This is a genomic window from Providencia sp. PROV004 (genome assembly GCF_011045615.1).
In the GTDB taxonomy this organism is placed as follows: Bacteria; Pseudomonadota; Gammaproteobacteria; order Enterobacterales; family Enterobacteriaceae; genus Providencia; species Providencia rettgeri.
The window spans coordinates 4,095,678-4,110,627 of the sequence record NZ_CP042859.1; the positions used below are offsets into that span (position 1 = coordinate 4,095,678).

Genomic DNA, 14,950 nt, shown 5'->3' on the forward strand with positions numbered 1-14,950 from the left:
TCAAAATATTGTTAAGCCTTTTCTGAGCATGGTATTTTTCATGGTATTACCAATTAGCAGGAAAATAAGCCATTGAATATAAAAGATAAAAATGTCTTGTTTACAATAAAGTGGGAGTAGTAATTTCGTTACTTTGTTTAGAATTTCTTCAGAAATATTTCTTAATAAATCGTGTTTTTCAACAAGCGTAAAATTACTTTCTAAAATCTCTTGTTGTTTAGCTCGAGTTTGGGTATAAGCCCCATAATAAAATTGACGAGGATCTTTAAGCACGTACCAATCTTTCATTTGGATTACAGTACGGCCCTTATCGTAAAGATCAAATTCAGGCTGCCATAAAGGTTTGTAATGAAAATTAATTTCTTCCTGAATATCGTAGGTCGCTTCTTGATAACGTGAAGCTGGTTTATCACCAAATCTTTTTTCAATATAAGCATAAGTATTTCTTAAAGGCTTAACTGAAGATGTTTTAATATCAATTTGCATATAAATCTTCCTGATTTTTTAATAAAGACTAGAGTTTTTATTCTCTAATACCGGCCTGTCCAAATCGCCACTTCATGCGGTCATATTCAATCTTTGCAAAATCATCCGTACTTAGGTGCTGTACTTGATGGTGTGCGCAGAATTCTTCAAAAGCCTTGACTGGCATAATCATTTCTACAGCTAACTCTGGATGGGGTCGTTTGCGGGAGGGGGCGGAATCCTACGCTAAGGCTTTGGCCAGCGATATTCTCCGGTGAGATTGATGTGTTCCCATCCGAGCGGCGAAACATGGGCCAAGAGATCGGGCGATAGCAGCTTTCCATCGCGTTTCTGGTTTGCAACGACCTCGCCGAGCTTCATGGTGTTCCAGAAGATGATGATGGCGGCGAGCAGATTCATGCCGGCGATGCGGTAATGCTGGCCTTCGGCGGAACGGTCGCGGATTTCACCGCGGCGGTGGAAGCTGATTGCCCGCTTCAGCGCATGATGAGCTTCGCCTTTGTTGAGCCCGATCTGGGCACGCCGTTGGAGTTCGGCATCCAGAATCCAGTCGATCATGAACAGGGTGCGCTCGACGCGACCGACTTCCCGCAGGGCTGTCGCGAGCTCGTTCTGCCGCGGATAGGAGGCGAGTTTCCGCAGAATCTGGCTTGGCGCGACGGTCCCGGCAGCAATGGTGGCGGCGATGCGCAGGATGTCGGGCCAATTGCGCTCGATCATGGCTTGGTTGACCTTTCCGCCGATCAACGCTCGCAGGTGCGCCGGGGCGGCCGACGGATTGAACGCGTAGAGCCGTTTGGATGGCAGGTCGCGGATGCGCGGAGCGAACCGGTAGCCGAGAATGGCACATGCGGCAAAGACGTGATCGGTGAAGCCGCCCGTGTCGGTGAACTGCTCGCGGATATGGCGTCCAGCATCGTTCATCAGCAGGCCATCGAGGATGTAAGGCGCTTCGCTTGCCGTTGCAGGAATCACCTGGGTTGCGAACGGCGCATATTGGTCGGAGACGTGGCTATAGGCTTTCAGGCCCGGGGTATTGCCATATTTCGCGTTGACCAGGTTCATGGCCTCACCTTGCTCTGTAGCGACGAAGAACTGTCCGTCGCTCGAAGCCGACGTGCCCATGCCCCAGAACCGGGCCATGGGTAACGCTGCCTGTGCCTCGACCACCATGGCCAGCGCCCGGTCATAGGCTTCGCCCTCGACATGCCACCGTCCAATGCGGATCAATTCCCAGAAGGTGTGGGTGTTTGTCGCATCCGCCATTTTGCGCAAGCCGAGGTTGATCCCTTCCGCCAAGATAACGTTCATTAGCCCGATCCGGTCAGCGCAGGGTGCTCCTGTGCGCAGATGGGTGAACGCTTCGGTGAAGCCGGTCGCCGCATCCACCTCCAGCAGGAGATCGGTGATGCGCGTGGGCGGGATCTGCTTGTAGAGATCGAGCACCAGATCTTCGGCGCCTGTCGGCGCGGCGGCTTCGAGTTTCTCGATATGCAGAACGCCGTTTTCAATCGACCCGCCCGGGATCGTGCCTGCGCGAGCGGCACGGCCAAGCTCGCGCAACCGCATGTCGAGGCGAGCTTGCCGGTCTGCCAGCCATTCCTCCGGCCGCAATGGCACAGCGAGACGACCGCCTTCCGCGATGGATTGTGCCGGAACGAGTGCGTGTTTCAGATCGCCATAGCGCCGGGACCTAGTAAGCCAGACATCTCCGGAGCGGAACGCATGGCCTTGTCGCAAATTCTTCAGGTTAACTCGATGTTGACCATGGGGAGAGAAGTTGCCGCTCCTGATATTGCGGAGCGAGCCGATGATTTTGAATACCATTGCCGAAAAGCTGAAGCGCCAGTCGAAGGATGATTTCAAGGGCAGGCATTTCGAGGCCTGGCTGATTGTACAGGCGGTTGCCTGGTACTTGCGCTACCCGCTCAGCTATCGTGACTTGGAAGAGATGTTTCGCGAGCGGGGCTTCGAGGTCGATCATAGCACGATCAACCGCTGGGTATTGGCTTATGCACCTGTCATCGAGAAACGGCTGCGGCAGTTTCGTCGACCCCATTGCGGCTCGGTCCGGATTGATGAGACCTATGTCAAGATCCGCGGCAAATGGCGCTATCTGTACCGAGCCATCGATAAGCATGGCAATCCGGTGGATTTCCTGCTGACCGCTAAGCGCGATCTCGACGCTGCCAAGCGGTTCTTCCGAAAGATGCTTAAAGATGAACCCTTGTTGTCGCCGAACAGGATTGGGACGGACGGGGCCAACACCTTCCCGTCAACGATCAAAACGTCGGTTGATGATGGGCTTCTCCATCCCGATCCCGTGCATTATGTGACCAAACATCTCCAGCAGGGGATTGAGAGCGACCATTTCCGGGTGAAGAAGAACATGCCGAAGATCGGCGGTTTCCAATCCTTTAACACGGCGCGGCGAACCATCGCGGGTTTCGAGGCGATGCTGTGGCTGCGGAAGGGCTTTGGCTTTTCAGGCGGCTGGACCGTCAATGACCAGAATGATTTGCTTGCGCGCCTCTTCGGACTGCAAAAGGTTAACAAAGCATGAAAATACCGGCCTTGGCTGGGTGATAGCTGCCTCCAAAAGTGTTTGCGACACGCCCGGAACAATTCAGCCACTGCACCCATGTTCCGAGTTGGTGTGGTTTGCGGATCGTATGCCGGCATCTCGTTGCGCAAGATCTGCACCCAATCGGCAGGCACGGGCGGCGATCTCCAATCTGCGGGATCAGTCAGATCACCCGAGTGCGTGGGCATGACAATCGTGCCCTGGGGACCAACACAATCCAGAAGGGCCTGAATCACTGCGACCGGCCCTCCCGCGACCCAGCCGAGCGAGCTTAGCGAACTGTGGACGAGAACTGTGCCACCAAGCGTAAGGCCGTTCTCTCGCATTTGCCTTGCTAGGCTCGCGCGAGTTGCTGGCTGAGGCGTTCTCGAAATCAGCTCTTGTTCGGTCGGCATCTACTCTATTCCTTTGCCCTCGGACGAGTGCTGGGGCGTCGGTTTCCACTATCGGCGAGTACTTCTACACAGCCATCGGTCCAGACGGCCGCGCTTCTGCGGGCGATTTGTGTACGCCCGACAGTCCCGGCTCCGGATCGGACGATTGCGTCGCATCGACCCTGCGCCCAAGCTGCATCATCGAAATTGCCGTCAACCAAGCTCTGATAGAGTTGGTCAAGACCAATGCGGAGCATATACGCCCGGAGCCGCGGCGATCCTGCAAGCTCCGGATGCCTCCGCTCGAAGTAGCGCGTCTGCTGCTCCATACAAGCCAACCACGGCCTCCAGAAGAAGATGTTGGCGACCTCGTATTGGGAATCCCCGAACATCGCCTCGCTCCAGTCAATGACCGCTGTTATGCGGCCATTGTCCGTCAGGACATTGTTGGAGCCGAAATCCGCGTGCACGAGGTGCCGGACTTCGGGGCAGTCCTCGGCCCAAAGCATCAGCTCATCGAGAGCCTGCGCGACGGACGCACTGACGGTGTCGTCCATCACAGTTTGCCAGTGATACACATGGGGATCAGCAATCGCGCATATGAAATCACGCCATGTAGTGTATTGACCGATTCCTTGCGGTCCGAATGGGCCGAACCCGCTCGTCTGGCTAAGATCGGCCGCAGCGATCGCATCCATGGCCTCCGCGACCGGCTGCAGAACAGCGGGCAGTTCGGTTTCAGGCAGGTCTTGCAACGTGACACCCTGTGCACGGCGGGAGATGCAATAGGTCAGGCTCTCGCTGAATTCCCCAATGTCAAGCACTTCCGGAATCGGGAGCGCGGCCGATGCAAAGTGCCGATAAACATAACGATCTTTGTAGAAACCATCGGCGCAGCTATTTACCCGCAGGACATATCCACGCCCTCCTACATCGAAGCTGAAAGCACGAGATTCTTCGCCCTCCGAGAGCTGCATCAGGTCGGAGACGCTGTCGAACTTTTCGATCAGAAACTTCTCGACAGACGTCGCGGTGAGTTCAGGCTTTTTCATATCTCATTGCCCCCGGACGAGCGTCTGCTCCGCCATTCGCCGTCCGCCGTGCCAATCGGATCAGCCGTCCAAATGCGGGATTTTCGTTAGTCGGAGGCCAAACGGCATTGAGCGTCAGCATATCATCAGCGAGCTGAAGAAAGACAATCCCCGATCCGCTCCACGTGTTGCCCCAGCAATCAGCGCGACCTTGCCCCTCCAACGTCATCTCGTTCTCCGCTCATGAGCTCAGCCAATCGACTGGCGAGCGGCATCGCATTCTTCGCATCCCGCCTCTGGCGGATGCAGGAAGATCAACGGATCTCGGCCCAGTTGACCCAGGGCTGTCGCCACAATGTCGCGGGAGCGAATCAACCGAGCAAAGGCATGACCGACTGGACCTTCCTTCTGAAGGCTCTTCTCCTTGAGCCACCTGTCCGCCAAGGCAAAGCGCTCACAGCAGTGGTCATTCTCGAGATAATCGACGCGTACCAACTTGCCATCCTGAAGAATGGTGCAGTGTCTCGGCACCCCATAGGGAACCTTTGCCATCAACTCGGCAAGATGCAGCGTCGTGTTGGCATCGTGTCCCACGCCGAGGAGAAGTACCTGCCCATCGAGTTCATGGACACGGGCGACCGGGCTTGCAGGCGAGTGAGGTGGCAGGGGCAATGGATCAGAGATGATCTGCTCTGCCTGTGGCCCCGCTGCCGCAAAGGCAAATGGATGGGCGCTGCGCTTTACATTTGGCAGGCGCCAGAATGTGTCAGAGACAACTCCAAGGTCCGGTGTAACGGGCGACGTGGCAGGATCGAACGGCTCGTCGTCCAGACCTGACCACGAGGGCATGACGAGCGTCCCTCCCGGACCCAGCGCAGCACGCAGGGCCTCGATCAGTCCAAGTGGCCCATCTTCGAGGGGCCGGACGCTACGGAAGGAGCTGTGGACCAGCAGCACACCGCCGGGGGTAACCCCAAGGTTGAGAAGCTGACCGATGAGCTCGGCTTTTCGCCATTCGTATTGCACGACATTGCACTCCACCGCTGATGACATCAGTCGATCATAGCACGATCAACGGCACTGTTGCAAATAGTCGGTGGTGATAAACTTATCATCCCCTTTTGCTGATGGAGCTGCACATGAACCCATTCAAAGGCCGGCATTTTCAGCGTGACATCATTCTGTGGGCCGTACGCTGGTACTGCAAATACGGCATCAGTTACCGTGAGCTGCAGGAGATGCTGGCTGAACGCGGAGTGAATGTCGATCACTCCACGATTTACCGCTGGGTTCAGCGTTATGCGCCTGAAATGGAAAAACGGCTGCGCTGGTACTGGCGTAACCCTTCCGATCTTTGCCCGTGGCACATGGATGAAACCTACGTGAAGGTCAATGGCCGCTGGGCGTATCTGTACCGGGCCGTCGACAGCCGGGGCCGCACTGTCGATTTTTATCTCTCCTCCCGTCGTAACAGCAAAGCTGCATACCGGTTTCTGGGTAAAATCCTCAACAACGTGAAGAAGTGGCAGATCCCGCGATTCATCAACACGGATAAAGCGCCCGCCTATGGTCGCGCGCTTGCTCTGCTCAAACGCGAAGGCCGGTGCCCGTCTGACGTTGAACACCGACAGATTAAGTACCGGAACAACGTGATTGAATGCGATCATGGCAAACTGAAACGGATAATCGGCGCCACGCTGGGATTTAAATCCATGAAGACGGCTTACGCCACCATCAAAGGTATTGAGGTGATGCGTGCACTACGCAAAGGCCAGGCCTCAGCATTTTATTATGGTGATCCCCTGGGCGAAATGCGCCTGGTAAGCAGAGTTTTTGAAATGTAAGGCCTTTGAATAAGACAAAAGGCTGCCTCATCGCTAACTTTGCAACAGTGCCAATTTATGAGTAAAGGATTATGTCCACGATAAGCACCTGGGTCGATTCCTGGGAGGCGGCCATGAGGGTAGGGAAGCGCCGTCCCGTCAAGTCAGCGTAATGCTCTGCCAGTGTTACAACCAATTAACCAATTCTGATTAGAAAAACTCATCGAGCATCAAATGAAACTGCAATTTATTCATATCAGGATTATCAATACCATATTTTTGAAAAAGCCGTTTCTGTAATGAAGGAGAAAACTCACCGAGGCAGTTCCATAGGATGGCAAGATCCTGGTATCGGTCTGCGATTCCGACTCGTCCAACATCAATACAACCTATTAATTTCCCCTCGTCAAAAATAAGGTTATCAAGTGAGAAATCACCATGAGTGACGACTGAATCCGGTGAGAATGGCAAAAGCTTATGCATTTCTTTCCAGACTTGTTCAACAGGCCAGCCATTACGCTCGTCATCAAAATCACTCGCATCAACCAAACCGTTATTCATTCGTGATTGCGCCTGAGCGAGACGAAATACGCGATCGCTGTTAAAAGGACAATTACAAACAGGAATCGAATGCAACCGGCGCAGGAACACTGCCAGCGCATCAACAATATTTTCACCTGAATCAGGATATTCTTCTAATACCTGGAATGCTGTTTTCCCGGGGATCGCAGTGGTGAGTAACCATGCATCATCAGGAGTACGGATAAAATGCTTGATGGTCGGAAGAGGCATAAATTCCGTCAGCCAGTTTAGTCTGACCATCTCATCTGTAACATCATTGGCAACGCTACCTTTGCCATGTTTCAGAAACAACTCTGGCGCATCGGGCTTCCCATACAATCGATAGATTGTCGCACCTGATTGCCCGACATTATCGCGAGCCCATTTATACCCATATAAATCAGCATCCATGTTGGAATTTAATCGCGGCCTCGAGCAAGACGTTTCCCGTTGAATATGGCTCATAACACCCCTTGTATTACTGTTTATGTAAGCAGACAGTTTTATTGTTCATGATGATATATTTTTATCTTGTGCAATGTAACATCAGAGGGCACTGTTGCAAATAGTCGGTGGTGATAAACTTATCATCCCCTTTTGCTGATGGAGCTGCACATGAACCCATTCAAAGGCCGGCATTTTCAGCGTGACATCATTCTGTGGGCCGTACGCTGGTACTGCAAATACGGCATCAGTTACCGTGAGCTGCAGGAGATGCTGGCTGAACGCGGAGTGAATGTCGATCACTCCACGATTTACCGCTGGGTTCAGCGTTATGCGCCTGAAATGGAAAAACGGCTGCGCTGGTACTGGCGTAACCCTTCCGATCTTTGCCCGTGGCACATGGATGAAACCTACGTGAAGGTCAATGGCCGCTGGGCGTATCTGTACCGGGCCGTCGACAGCCGGGGCCGCACTGTCGATTTTTATCTCTCCTCCCGTCGTAACAGCAAAGCTGCATACCGGTTTCTGGGTAAAATCCTCAACAACGTGAAGAAGTGGCAGATCCCACGATTCATCAACACGGATAAAGCGCCCGCCTATGGTCGCGCGCTTGCTCTGCTCAAACGCGAAGGCCGGTGCCCGTCTGACGTTGAACACCGACAGATTAAGTACCGGAACAACGTGATTGAATGCGATCATGGCAAACTGAAACGGATAATCAACGCCACGCTGGGATTTAAATCCATGAAGACGGCTTACGCCACCATCAAAGGTATTGAGGTGATGCGTGCACTACGCAAAGGCCAGGCCTCAGCATTTTATTATGGTGATCCCCTGGGCGAAATGCGCCTGGTAAGCAGAGTTTTTGAAATGTAAGGCCTTTGAATAAGACAAAAGGCTGCCTCATCGCTAACTTTGCAACAGTGCCTTAAAAAGAGTATAGGTTTTTATTGCGATAAACTAGGTTTCACTTTGGTTCACCATGAAGATGGATTCGCAGTTCTAATGTGTAATGAGGTTCGGATTCATCTATGGGAGGCAAGTGATGAAGGCTGGCGCTCTCGTAGTAATGATTCACCGGTTTGTACAGGTGCGGAGTCGTTTATTGCTGGTACTGCTAGTTGCCGCATTGAAGTAGAGGGAATTGATGAATTATATCAACATATTAAGCCTTTGGGCATTTTGCACCCCAATACATCATTAAAAGATCAGTGGTGGGATGAACGAGACTTTGCAGTAATTGATCCCGACAACAATTTGATTAGCTTTTTTCAACAAATAAAAAGCTAAAATCTATTATTAATCTGTTCAGCAATCGGGCGCGATTGCTGAATAAAAGATACGAGAGACCTCTCTTGTATCTTTTTTATTTTGAGTGGTTTTGTCCGTTACACTAGAAAACCGAAAGACAATAAAAATTTTATTCTTGCTGAGTCTGGCTTTCGGTAAGCTAGACAAAACGGACAAAATAAAAATCTAAATATGCTTGAACAACTTGTAACTTAAATTCATAACTGTATTTTGCCATAAAAAATGACCTCCCATAAGTTAGATTTTTGGTCTAACTTATGGGGGTCAGTTCATTCTACACTTGGGCTGCATGTTTTGATTAATTATCTAATATCTCCGGATCTCCTGTAAAGGAATATAAAACTGCCTGCATGTTTTTCAAATAAAATACGGTGAATTTCCCATCATCAGCGCTATACCAAACTCTCAAAGGCGGATTTGCTTCAAGCATTGCTTCCCTTGCTTCCACGGTATCATCAATTACGGCTTCGCCGGTGAGCCGAATCCATTTTCCTTTTGCCATACCTGAGACTTCCACCTTTGAATTTGCCAATAACTGCTGATAAACTTTTTTCTGATTGGTTGTACCAAGATAGACCTTGCCATTCCTCTCCATGGCTGCATTAAACGGTCTGACCCTTGGCTGGTCTCCTTCAACGGTTGCAAAATAAAAAGTTTTTGCTTCATTTAAAAAATCAACAACTTGACTCATCCTTTTTTACCTCCATAAATAAATTTTTCTTTACTTTTCTTTGACCTAAATTCCACGTGCATTTTTTATTAGCTTAAAAGAACATAAGCACGCCTTTGGCGTGAGCATCGCGGCAAAGCCGCTCTATTTCTAGGCAACTCTCTTCTCGTCTTTTATACTCTGCTTCATGTATATTCCCAGACCCACTAAACTGCTATTTCAATATGACGACGGATGGAACCGCTTCATTGATAACAACCCTGTCGATGAATGGCAACTCCTCTGTGTTGAAAAGATGCTCGCCTGTAGCACCTGCGCGATGGGCGTTCGACGTTATTGCTGTTCTTCTCCTGAATGCACGCATTCGCGCTTCTTTTGTCAAACCTGTAAATCCAAAGCTTGCAGTGCGTGTGGGCTCAAAGGCACCGAACAGTGGATCGCCCAACAACGGCATATTTTGCCAGATTGCGAATGGCAACATATCACTCTCACGATGCCGCACTTGCTTTGGCCTTTTTTCAATAACAACTGGGCCTTGCTCAACCAACTCTTTCGCTGTGCCACCCGTGCTATGCTCAAATACGCTAGACGCCTTGGACTCGACATTGGCATTTTTTGTGCACTGCACACCTATGGTCGCCAACTCAATCAACATCCCCACATTCATTTATCCGTCACCCGAGGCGGTCTCACCAAATACGACACCTGGAAGCCGATTTTCTTTAAAAAGAAAGACGTCGAAAAAGTCTGGCGCAGTGCCGTTATTCGGCTCCTTCGAGACAACTATGTTCAGTTACAACCGAATAAATTGCCTGGTTTCGGGCATATTCGCGATTACCCAACGTGGTGTCGTTACCTCAATGCCCAGTTTCAACGTTATTGGAAACTCCATTTTGCTAAGAAAACCCGAGGCGCGTGGCACAACGTCAAATATCTAGGGCGTTACTTAAAACGTCCGCCTATCTCGGCCTCTCAATTGAAACACTACAGCGGCGGCACCGTGCTCCATCATTATTATGATCACCACAGCCAGCAACATCGGCGACAAATTTTATCCCAAGAAGAAATGATAAGACGTTATGTCAGTCATATCCCAGCTCGCCATTTTAAAATGATCCGCTATTACGGTTTTTTAGCCAATCGCAAACGTGGGCACTTATTACCTAAAGTGTATGACGCGTTGGACATGATTCATCCTAACGTGCCTGAAAAACCGGGGTTTGCAGCCCTGACCAAAGGATTTTTAAACACGGATCCGTACCAATGTATTTTATGCGGAAACCGACTGCGGTTTATGAGTGCCGAAAAAGGCCTACACGCGGTCACTTTACTGTCAGAAAGGCGGGATAAAATGGCTAAAAAGCGATGGTTACAAACCGCAGCCTAGGATCAGTGTGCCTATCATTTCAGTTTTTGGTTAAAAATAGTGCGGTTACGCGTTAGCAAGGTTAAGTTTAAATACGATAGAGACCTTTTAGTAGACTCTGATGACGAAACATATCGTTATTAACTCATTAAACTGTTAATCGAATTTCCTAACCATGAACACTATTTCACGAAGAATTTAAACTGATACTCCCACATTGTAACATTATTTACCACCACCTTTCAATCTTTTTCAATAAATTATTGATTGCAACTTTTGAGTAAAGATACTTATTAAACCCTGCAAGTTATCCACAGAGCAACACTCGATTTTCAAGATGATATCTTTATTATACCAGACATTTTTCATACACTTCCTTGTACGGATAGTTTTCTGACAAATTCATAATTACAGTTCTTGCGGTTTTACCCAATTTGTGTAGGGCTTATTATGCACGCTTAAAAATAATAAAAGCAGACTTGACCTGATAGTTTGGCTGTGAGCAATTATGTGCTTAGTGCATCTAACGCCGGAGTTAAGCCGCCGCGCGTAGCGCGGTCGGCTTGAACGAATTGTTAGACATCATTTACCAACTGACTTGATGATCTCGCCTTTCACAAAGCGAATAAATTCTTCCAAGTGATCTGCGCGTGAGGCCAAGTGATCTTCTTTTTGTCCCAGATAAGCTTGCTTAGCTTCAAGTAAGACGGGCTGATACTGGGCAGGTAGGCGTTTTATTGCCCAGTCGGCAGCGACATCCTTCGGCGCGATTTTGCCGGTTATTGCGCTGTACCAAATGCGGGACAACGTAAGCACTACATTTCGCTCATCGCCGGCCCAGTCGGGCTGCGAGTTCCATAGCTTCAAGGTTTCCCTCAGCGCCTCGAATAGATCCTGTTCAGGAACCGGGTCAAAGAATTCCTCCGCTGCCGGACCTACCAAGGCAACGCTATGTTCTCTTGCTTTTGTAAGCAGGATAGCTAGATCAATGTCGATCATGGCTGGCTCGAAGATACCCGCAAGAATGTCATTGCGCTGCCATTCTCCAAATTGCAGCTCGCGCTTAGCCGGATAACGCCACGGGATGATGTCGTCATGCACGACAAGGGTGACTTCTATAGCGCGGAGCGTCTCGCTCTCGCCAGGGAAAGCCGAAGCCTCCATAAGATCATTGAGCAATGCTCGCCGCGTCGTTTCATCAAGCTTTACGGCCACAGTAACCAACAAATCAATATCGCTGTATGGCTTCAGGCCGCCATCCACTGCGGAGCCGTACAAATGCACGGCCAGCAACGTTGATTCCAGATGGCGCTCAATGACGCTTAGCACCTCTGATAGTTGGTTCGAAATTTCGATGGTCACCGCTTCCCTCATGATGTCTAACGGGCGAGGTAAGCCGACCGCAGAATGCGGGTCGGCTTGACCGAAATGTTAGAACCAGAAGCCAAAACGGATAACTTGAATTTGGCGACGGGCGCTAACCGTGAAAAAACGCTGCGCCACCGAGGCGGCACAGCACTGCAAAAACGATAGCTGCTTGCGCTTGCTACGCAAGGGCTAGAGGCCAAAAAGACTGAAAACCTGCGCAGCCCATGCAGGCGAAGCCCGGAAAAAAGGCAAAACAGGCACTGAATAACGCCTGAAAAGCTAAATGCCGTTTGAATAAACATGAGCTAAATAAAGCTGGGTTTCAGTGGTGCTAACGTTGGACGTAACGAGAGCCGGAGCGCAGCGGAGGGAACCAAAATGCGCAGCATTTTGGCGTCCCGTTGACGGAATGGTTAGCCGTTTCGACGCGCATAAACGGAGTGGGTGTACGGAATTACAGCTTGAATGGTTTCGGTTGAGACAAGCTCGAATTCTGTTTCGTTGAGCATTGGGAAGAAGGCGTCACCCTCGAAGGTTTGATGTACCTCAGATAGAAACACGCCGTGGGCGTGAGGTAGTGCCAGAGTGTATATCTCAGCTCCGCCCGCGACGTAGAGTTCATTGCCGAGTTCGGATGCCAAAGCGATAGCGTGCGACAGCGTTGAAACAACTACGCAGCCAGTGGCGCGGTAGTTAGCTTGGCGTGAGATTACCAATGTGTGACGGTTCGGTAGAGGCTTGCCGATAGACTCAAAGGTCTTTCGCCCCATGACAACGACTTTTCCCTCAGTGAGTCTGCGAAAAATCTTCTGCTCACCCGGAATTTTCCAGGGGATATTAGGACCATTGCCAATAACCCGATTGGCTCCCATCGCAGCAACGAGATAAATGCGTACTGATTCCGAGTTCATATGGCTAACTTTGTTTTAGGGCGACTGCCCTGCTGCGTAACATCGTTGCTGCTCCATAACATCAAACATCGACCCACGGCGTAACGCGCTTGCTGCTTGGATGCCCGAGGCATAGACTGTACAAAAAAACAGTCATAACAAGCCATGAAAACCGCCACTGCGCCGTTACCACCGCTGCGTTCGGTCAAGGTTCTGGACCAGTTGCGTGAGCGCATACGCTACTTGCATTACAGTTTACGAACCGAACAGGCTTATGTCAACTGGGTTCGTGCCTTCATCCGTTTCCACGGTGTGCGTCACCCGGCAACCTTGGGCAGCAGCGAAGTCGAGGCATTTCTGTCCTGGCTGGCGAACGAGCGCAAGGTTTCGGTCTCCACGCATCGTCAGGCATTGGCGGCCTTGCTGTTCTTCTACGGCAAGGTGCTGTGCACGGATCTGCCCTGGCTTCAGGAGATCGGAAGACCTCGGCCGTCGCGGCGCTTGCCGGTGGTGCTGACCCCGGATGAAGTGGTTCGCATCCTCGGTTTTCTGGAAGGCGAGCATCGTTTGTTCGCCCAGCTTCTGTATGGAACGGGCATGCGGATCAGTGAGGGTTTGCAACTGCGGGTCAAGGATCTGGATTTCGATCACGGCACGATCATCGTGCGGGAGGGCAAGGGCTCCAAGGATCGGGCCTTGATGTTACCCGAGAGCTTGGCACCCAGCCTGCGCGAGCAGCTGTCGCGTGCACGGGCATGGTGGCTGAAGGACCAGGCCGAGGGCCGCAGCGGCGTTGCGCTTCCCGACGCCCTTGAGCGGAAGTATCCGCGCGCCGGGCATTCCTGGCCGTGGTTCTGGGTTTTTGCGCAGCACACGCATTCGACCGATCCACGGAGCGGTGTCGTGCGTCGCCATCACATGTATGACCAGACCTTTCAGCGCGCCTTCAAACGTGCCGTAGAACAAGCAGGCATCACGAAGCCCGCCACACCGCACACCCTCCGCCACTCGTTCGCGACGGCCTTGCTCCGCAGCGGTTACGACATTCGAACCGTGCAGGATCTGCTCGGCCATTCCGACGTCTCTACGACGATGATTTACACGCATGTGCTGAAAGTTGGCGGTGCCGGAGTGCGCTCACCGCTTGATGCGCTGCCGCCCCTCACTAGTGAGAGGTAGGGCAGCGCAAGTCAATCCTGGCGGATTCACTACCCCTGCGCGAAGGCCATCGGTGCCGCATCGAACGGCCGGTTGCGGAAAGTCCTCCCTGCGTCCGCTGATGGCCGGCAGCAGCCCGTCGTTGCCTGATGGATCCAACCCCTCCGCTGCTATAGTGCAGTCGGCTTCTGACGTTCAGTGCAGCCGTCTTCTGAAAACGACACCATGTGCAAACGATGTCAGAATAGAGTTAAATTTCCTATTGATTGACATATTCCGTCAAAGGTAATAGATTTCATCCTGACACTTTTGCCTTTGGAGGCATCTTGCAAGGTCAACGCATCGGCTATGTCCGCGTCAGCAGCTTCGACCAGAACCCGGAACGGCAATTGGAGGGTGTTCAGGTGGCGCGGGTGTTCACCGACAAGGCTTCTGGCAAGGACACCCAGCGTCCCGAGCTGGAAAGGCTGCTGGCCTTCGTCCGCGAGGGCGACACCGTGGTGGTGCATAGCATGGACAGGCTGGCACGCAACCTTGATGACCTGCGCCGCATCGTCCAAGGGCTGACACAACGGGGCGTGCGCATGGAGTTCGTCAAAGAAGGGCTGAAGTTCACCGGCGAGGACTCACCGATGGCCAATCTGATGCTGTCGGTCATGGGAGCCTTCGCTGAGTTCGAGCGCGCCCTGATCCGCGAACGTCAGCGCGAGGGAATCGTGCTGGCCAAGCAGCGCGGTGCCTACCGGGGACGAAAGAAATCGCTGAACAGCGAACAAATTGCCGAGTTGAAACGGCGAGTTGCGGCAGGCGACCAAAAAACCTTGGTGGCCCGTGACTTCGGCATCAGCCGCGAAACCTTGTACCAGTACCTGCGGGAAGACTGA

General features: G+C 51.7%; 15 protein-coding genes and 3 pseudogenes. 7 read left to right on the forward strand and 11 right to left on the reverse strand.

Annotation, left to right across the window (positions count from 1 at the left end; all coding sequences use genetic code 11):
- The 3 genes and pseudogenes from FVA69_RS21780 to FVA69_RS18870 all read right to left on the reverse strand — a co-directional run.
- Nucleotides 1-486, reverse strand: coding sequence for a hypothetical protein (locus tag FVA69_RS21780; protein ID WP_006581703.1), 486 nt, complete (start codon nucleotides 484-486; stop codon nucleotides 1-3).
- 37 nt (nucleotides 487-523) lie between these two features.
- Nucleotides 524-658 carry a phenol hydroxylase subunit gene (locus tag FVA69_RS21855; protein ID WP_223231885.1) on the reverse strand — a complete coding sequence of 45 codons (135 nt, stop codon included), beginning with the start codon at nucleotides 656-658 and terminating at the stop codon, nucleotides 524-526.
- 53 nt (nucleotides 659-711) lie between these two features.
- Nucleotides 712-2,211: pseudogene (locus FVA69_RS18870) on the reverse strand (Tn3 family transposase); the annotation flags it as partial.
- Between the two features lie 85 nt (nucleotides 2,212-2,296).
- Here FVA69_RS18870 and FVA69_RS18875 point away from each other — a divergent pair.
- Entirely contained in the window at nucleotides 2,297-3,049 is a 753-nt protein-coding gene (locus FVA69_RS18875; protein ID WP_000602738.1) for an IS6 family transposase, read from the forward strand.
- Nucleotides 3,050-3,159: 110 nt separating this feature from the next.
- On the opposite strand, the pseudogene FVA69_RS21860 reads toward FVA69_RS18875, so the two are convergent.
- The 3 genes and pseudogenes from FVA69_RS21860 to aac(3)-IVa all read right to left on the reverse strand — a co-directional run.
- Nucleotides 3,160-3,465 (reverse strand): annotated as a pseudogene (locus tag FVA69_RS21860) (AAC(3) family N-acetyltransferase); the annotation flags it as partial.
- A 5-nt stretch (nucleotides 3,466-3,470) separates the two neighbouring features.
- Nucleotides 3,471-4,496: an aminoglycoside O-phosphotransferase APH(4)-Ia gene (gene aph(4)-Ia, locus FVA69_RS18885; RefSeq protein ID WP_000742814.1), complete on the reverse strand. Its 1,026-nt coding sequence runs from the start codon at nucleotides 4,494-4,496 to the stop codon at nucleotides 3,471-3,473.
- Between the two features lie 228 nt (nucleotides 4,497-4,724).
- Entirely contained in the window at nucleotides 4,725-5,501 is a 777-nt protein-coding gene (gene aac(3)-IVa / locus FVA69_RS18890) for an aminoglycoside N-acetyltransferase AAC(3)-IVa (RefSeq protein ID WP_001199192.1), read from the reverse strand.
- A 113-nt stretch (nucleotides 5,502-5,614) separates the two neighbouring features.
- Here aac(3)-IVa and FVA69_RS18895 point away from each other — a divergent pair, with 113 nt between their 5' ends.
- Nucleotides 5,615-6,319, forward strand: a complete 705-nt coding sequence (locus FVA69_RS18895) for an IS6-like element IS26 family transposase (RefSeq protein ID WP_001067855.1) — start codon at nucleotides 5,615-5,617, stop codon at nucleotides 6,317-6,319.
- A gap of 189 nt (nucleotides 6,320-6,508) precedes the next feature.
- On the opposite strand, the gene aph(3')-Ia is transcribed toward FVA69_RS18895, so the two are convergent.
- Nucleotides 6,509-7,324: an aminoglycoside O-phosphotransferase APH(3')-Ia gene (aph(3')-Ia, locus tag FVA69_RS18900; RefSeq protein ID WP_000018329.1), complete on the reverse strand. Its 816-nt coding sequence runs from the start codon at nucleotides 7,322-7,324 to the stop codon at nucleotides 6,509-6,511.
- Between the two features lie 150 nt (nucleotides 7,325-7,474).
- Here aph(3')-Ia and FVA69_RS18905 point away from each other — a divergent pair, with 150 nt between their 5' ends.
- Both FVA69_RS18905 and bleO read left to right on the forward strand, forming a co-directional pair.
- Nucleotides 7,475-8,179, forward strand: coding sequence for an IS6-like element IS26 family transposase (locus FVA69_RS18905; protein ID WP_001067858.1), 705 nt, complete (start codon nucleotides 7,475-7,477; stop codon nucleotides 8,177-8,179).
- Between the two features lie 9 nt (nucleotides 8,180-8,188).
- Nucleotides 8,189-8,593 (forward strand): bleomycin binding protein, encoded by a 405-nt coding sequence (gene bleO, locus FVA69_RS18910; RefSeq protein ID WP_064732565.1) that lies wholly within the window; start codon nucleotides 8,189-8,191, stop codon nucleotides 8,591-8,593.
- 319 nt (nucleotides 8,594-8,912) lie between these two features.
- On the opposite strand, the gene FVA69_RS18915 is transcribed toward bleO, so the two are convergent.
- Entirely contained in the window at nucleotides 8,913-9,305 is a 393-nt protein-coding gene (locus FVA69_RS18915; RefSeq protein ID WP_108168472.1) for a pyridoxamine 5'-phosphate oxidase family protein, read from the reverse strand.
- A gap of 166 nt (nucleotides 9,306-9,471) precedes the next feature.
- On the opposite strand from FVA69_RS18915, the gene FVA69_RS18920 reads away from it, so the two are divergent.
- Nucleotides 9,472-10,671 (forward strand): IS91 family transposase, encoded by a 1,200-nt coding sequence (locus FVA69_RS18920; protein ID WP_015344972.1) that lies wholly within the window; start codon nucleotides 9,472-9,474, stop codon nucleotides 10,669-10,671.
- A 514-nt stretch (nucleotides 10,672-11,185) separates the two neighbouring features.
- On the opposite strand, the pseudogene FVA69_RS18925 reads toward FVA69_RS18920, so the two are convergent.
- From FVA69_RS18925 to dfrA12, 3 genes and pseudogenes are all read right to left on the reverse strand, one after another.
- A pseudogene (locus FVA69_RS18925) lies at nucleotides 11,186-12,024 on the reverse strand (AadA family aminoglycoside 3''-O-nucleotidyltransferase).
- A gap of 5 nt (nucleotides 12,025-12,029) precedes the next feature.
- Nucleotides 12,030-12,320, reverse strand: a complete 291-nt coding sequence (locus FVA69_RS18930) for a DUF1010 domain-containing protein (RefSeq protein WP_001336345.1) — start codon at nucleotides 12,318-12,320, stop codon at nucleotides 12,030-12,032.
- 111 nt (nucleotides 12,321-12,431) lie between these two features.
- Nucleotides 12,432-12,929, reverse strand: a complete 498-nt coding sequence (dfrA12, locus tag FVA69_RS18935; protein ID WP_001083725.1) for a trimethoprim-resistant dihydrofolate reductase DfrA12 — start codon at nucleotides 12,927-12,929, stop codon at nucleotides 12,432-12,434.
- A 144-nt stretch (nucleotides 12,930-13,073) separates the two neighbouring features.
- Between dfrA12 and intI1 the strand changes: the two genes are divergently transcribed.
- Nucleotides 13,074-14,087: a class 1 integron integrase IntI1 gene (gene intI1 / locus FVA69_RS18940; RefSeq protein ID WP_000845054.1), complete on the forward strand. Its 1,014-nt coding sequence runs from the start codon at nucleotides 13,074-13,076 to the stop codon at nucleotides 14,085-14,087.
- 305 nt (nucleotides 14,088-14,392) lie between these two features.
- Nucleotides 14,393-14,950, forward strand: coding sequence for a recombinase family protein (locus FVA69_RS18945; RefSeq protein ID WP_001162012.1), 558 nt, complete (start codon nucleotides 14,393-14,395; stop codon nucleotides 14,948-14,950).

Bases quoted from the DNA above. Each gene is read 5' to 3' on its own strand.
- FVA69_RS21780 (WP_006581703.1), bottom strand. From the start codon at position 486: ATGCAAATTGATATTAAAACATCTTCAGTTAAGCCTTTAAGAAATACT.
- FVA69_RS21855 (WP_223231885.1), bottom strand. From the start codon at position 658: ATGATTATGCCAGTCAAGGCTTTTGAAGAATTCTGCGCACACCATCAA.
- FVA69_RS18875 (WP_000602738.1), top strand. From the start codon at position 2,297: ATGATTTTGAATACCATTGCCGAAAAGCTGAAGCGCCAGTCGAAGGAT.
- FVA69_RS18895 (WP_001067855.1), top strand. From the start codon at position 5,615: ATGAACCCATTCAAAGGCCGGCATTTTCAGCGTGACATCATTCTGTGG.
- FVA69_RS18905 (WP_001067858.1), top strand. From the start codon at position 7,475: ATGAACCCATTCAAAGGCCGGCATTTTCAGCGTGACATCATTCTGTGG.
- FVA69_RS18915 (WP_108168472.1), bottom strand. From the start codon at position 9,305: ATGAGTCAAGTTGTTGATTTTTTAAATGAAGCAAAAACTTTTTATTTT.
- FVA69_RS18920 (WP_015344972.1), top strand. From the start codon at position 9,472: ATGTATATTCCCAGACCCACTAAACTGCTATTTCAATATGACGACGGA.
- FVA69_RS18930 (WP_001336345.1), bottom strand. From the start codon at position 12,320: ATGTTTATTCAAACGGCATTTAGCTTTTCAGGCGTTATTCAGTGCCTG.
- dfrA12 (WP_001083725.1), bottom strand. From the start codon at position 12,929: ATGAACTCGGAATCAGTACGCATTTATCTCGTTGCTGCGATGGGAGCC.
- intI1 (WP_000845054.1), top strand. From the start codon at position 13,074: ATGAAAACCGCCACTGCGCCGTTACCACCGCTGCGTTCGGTCAAGGTT.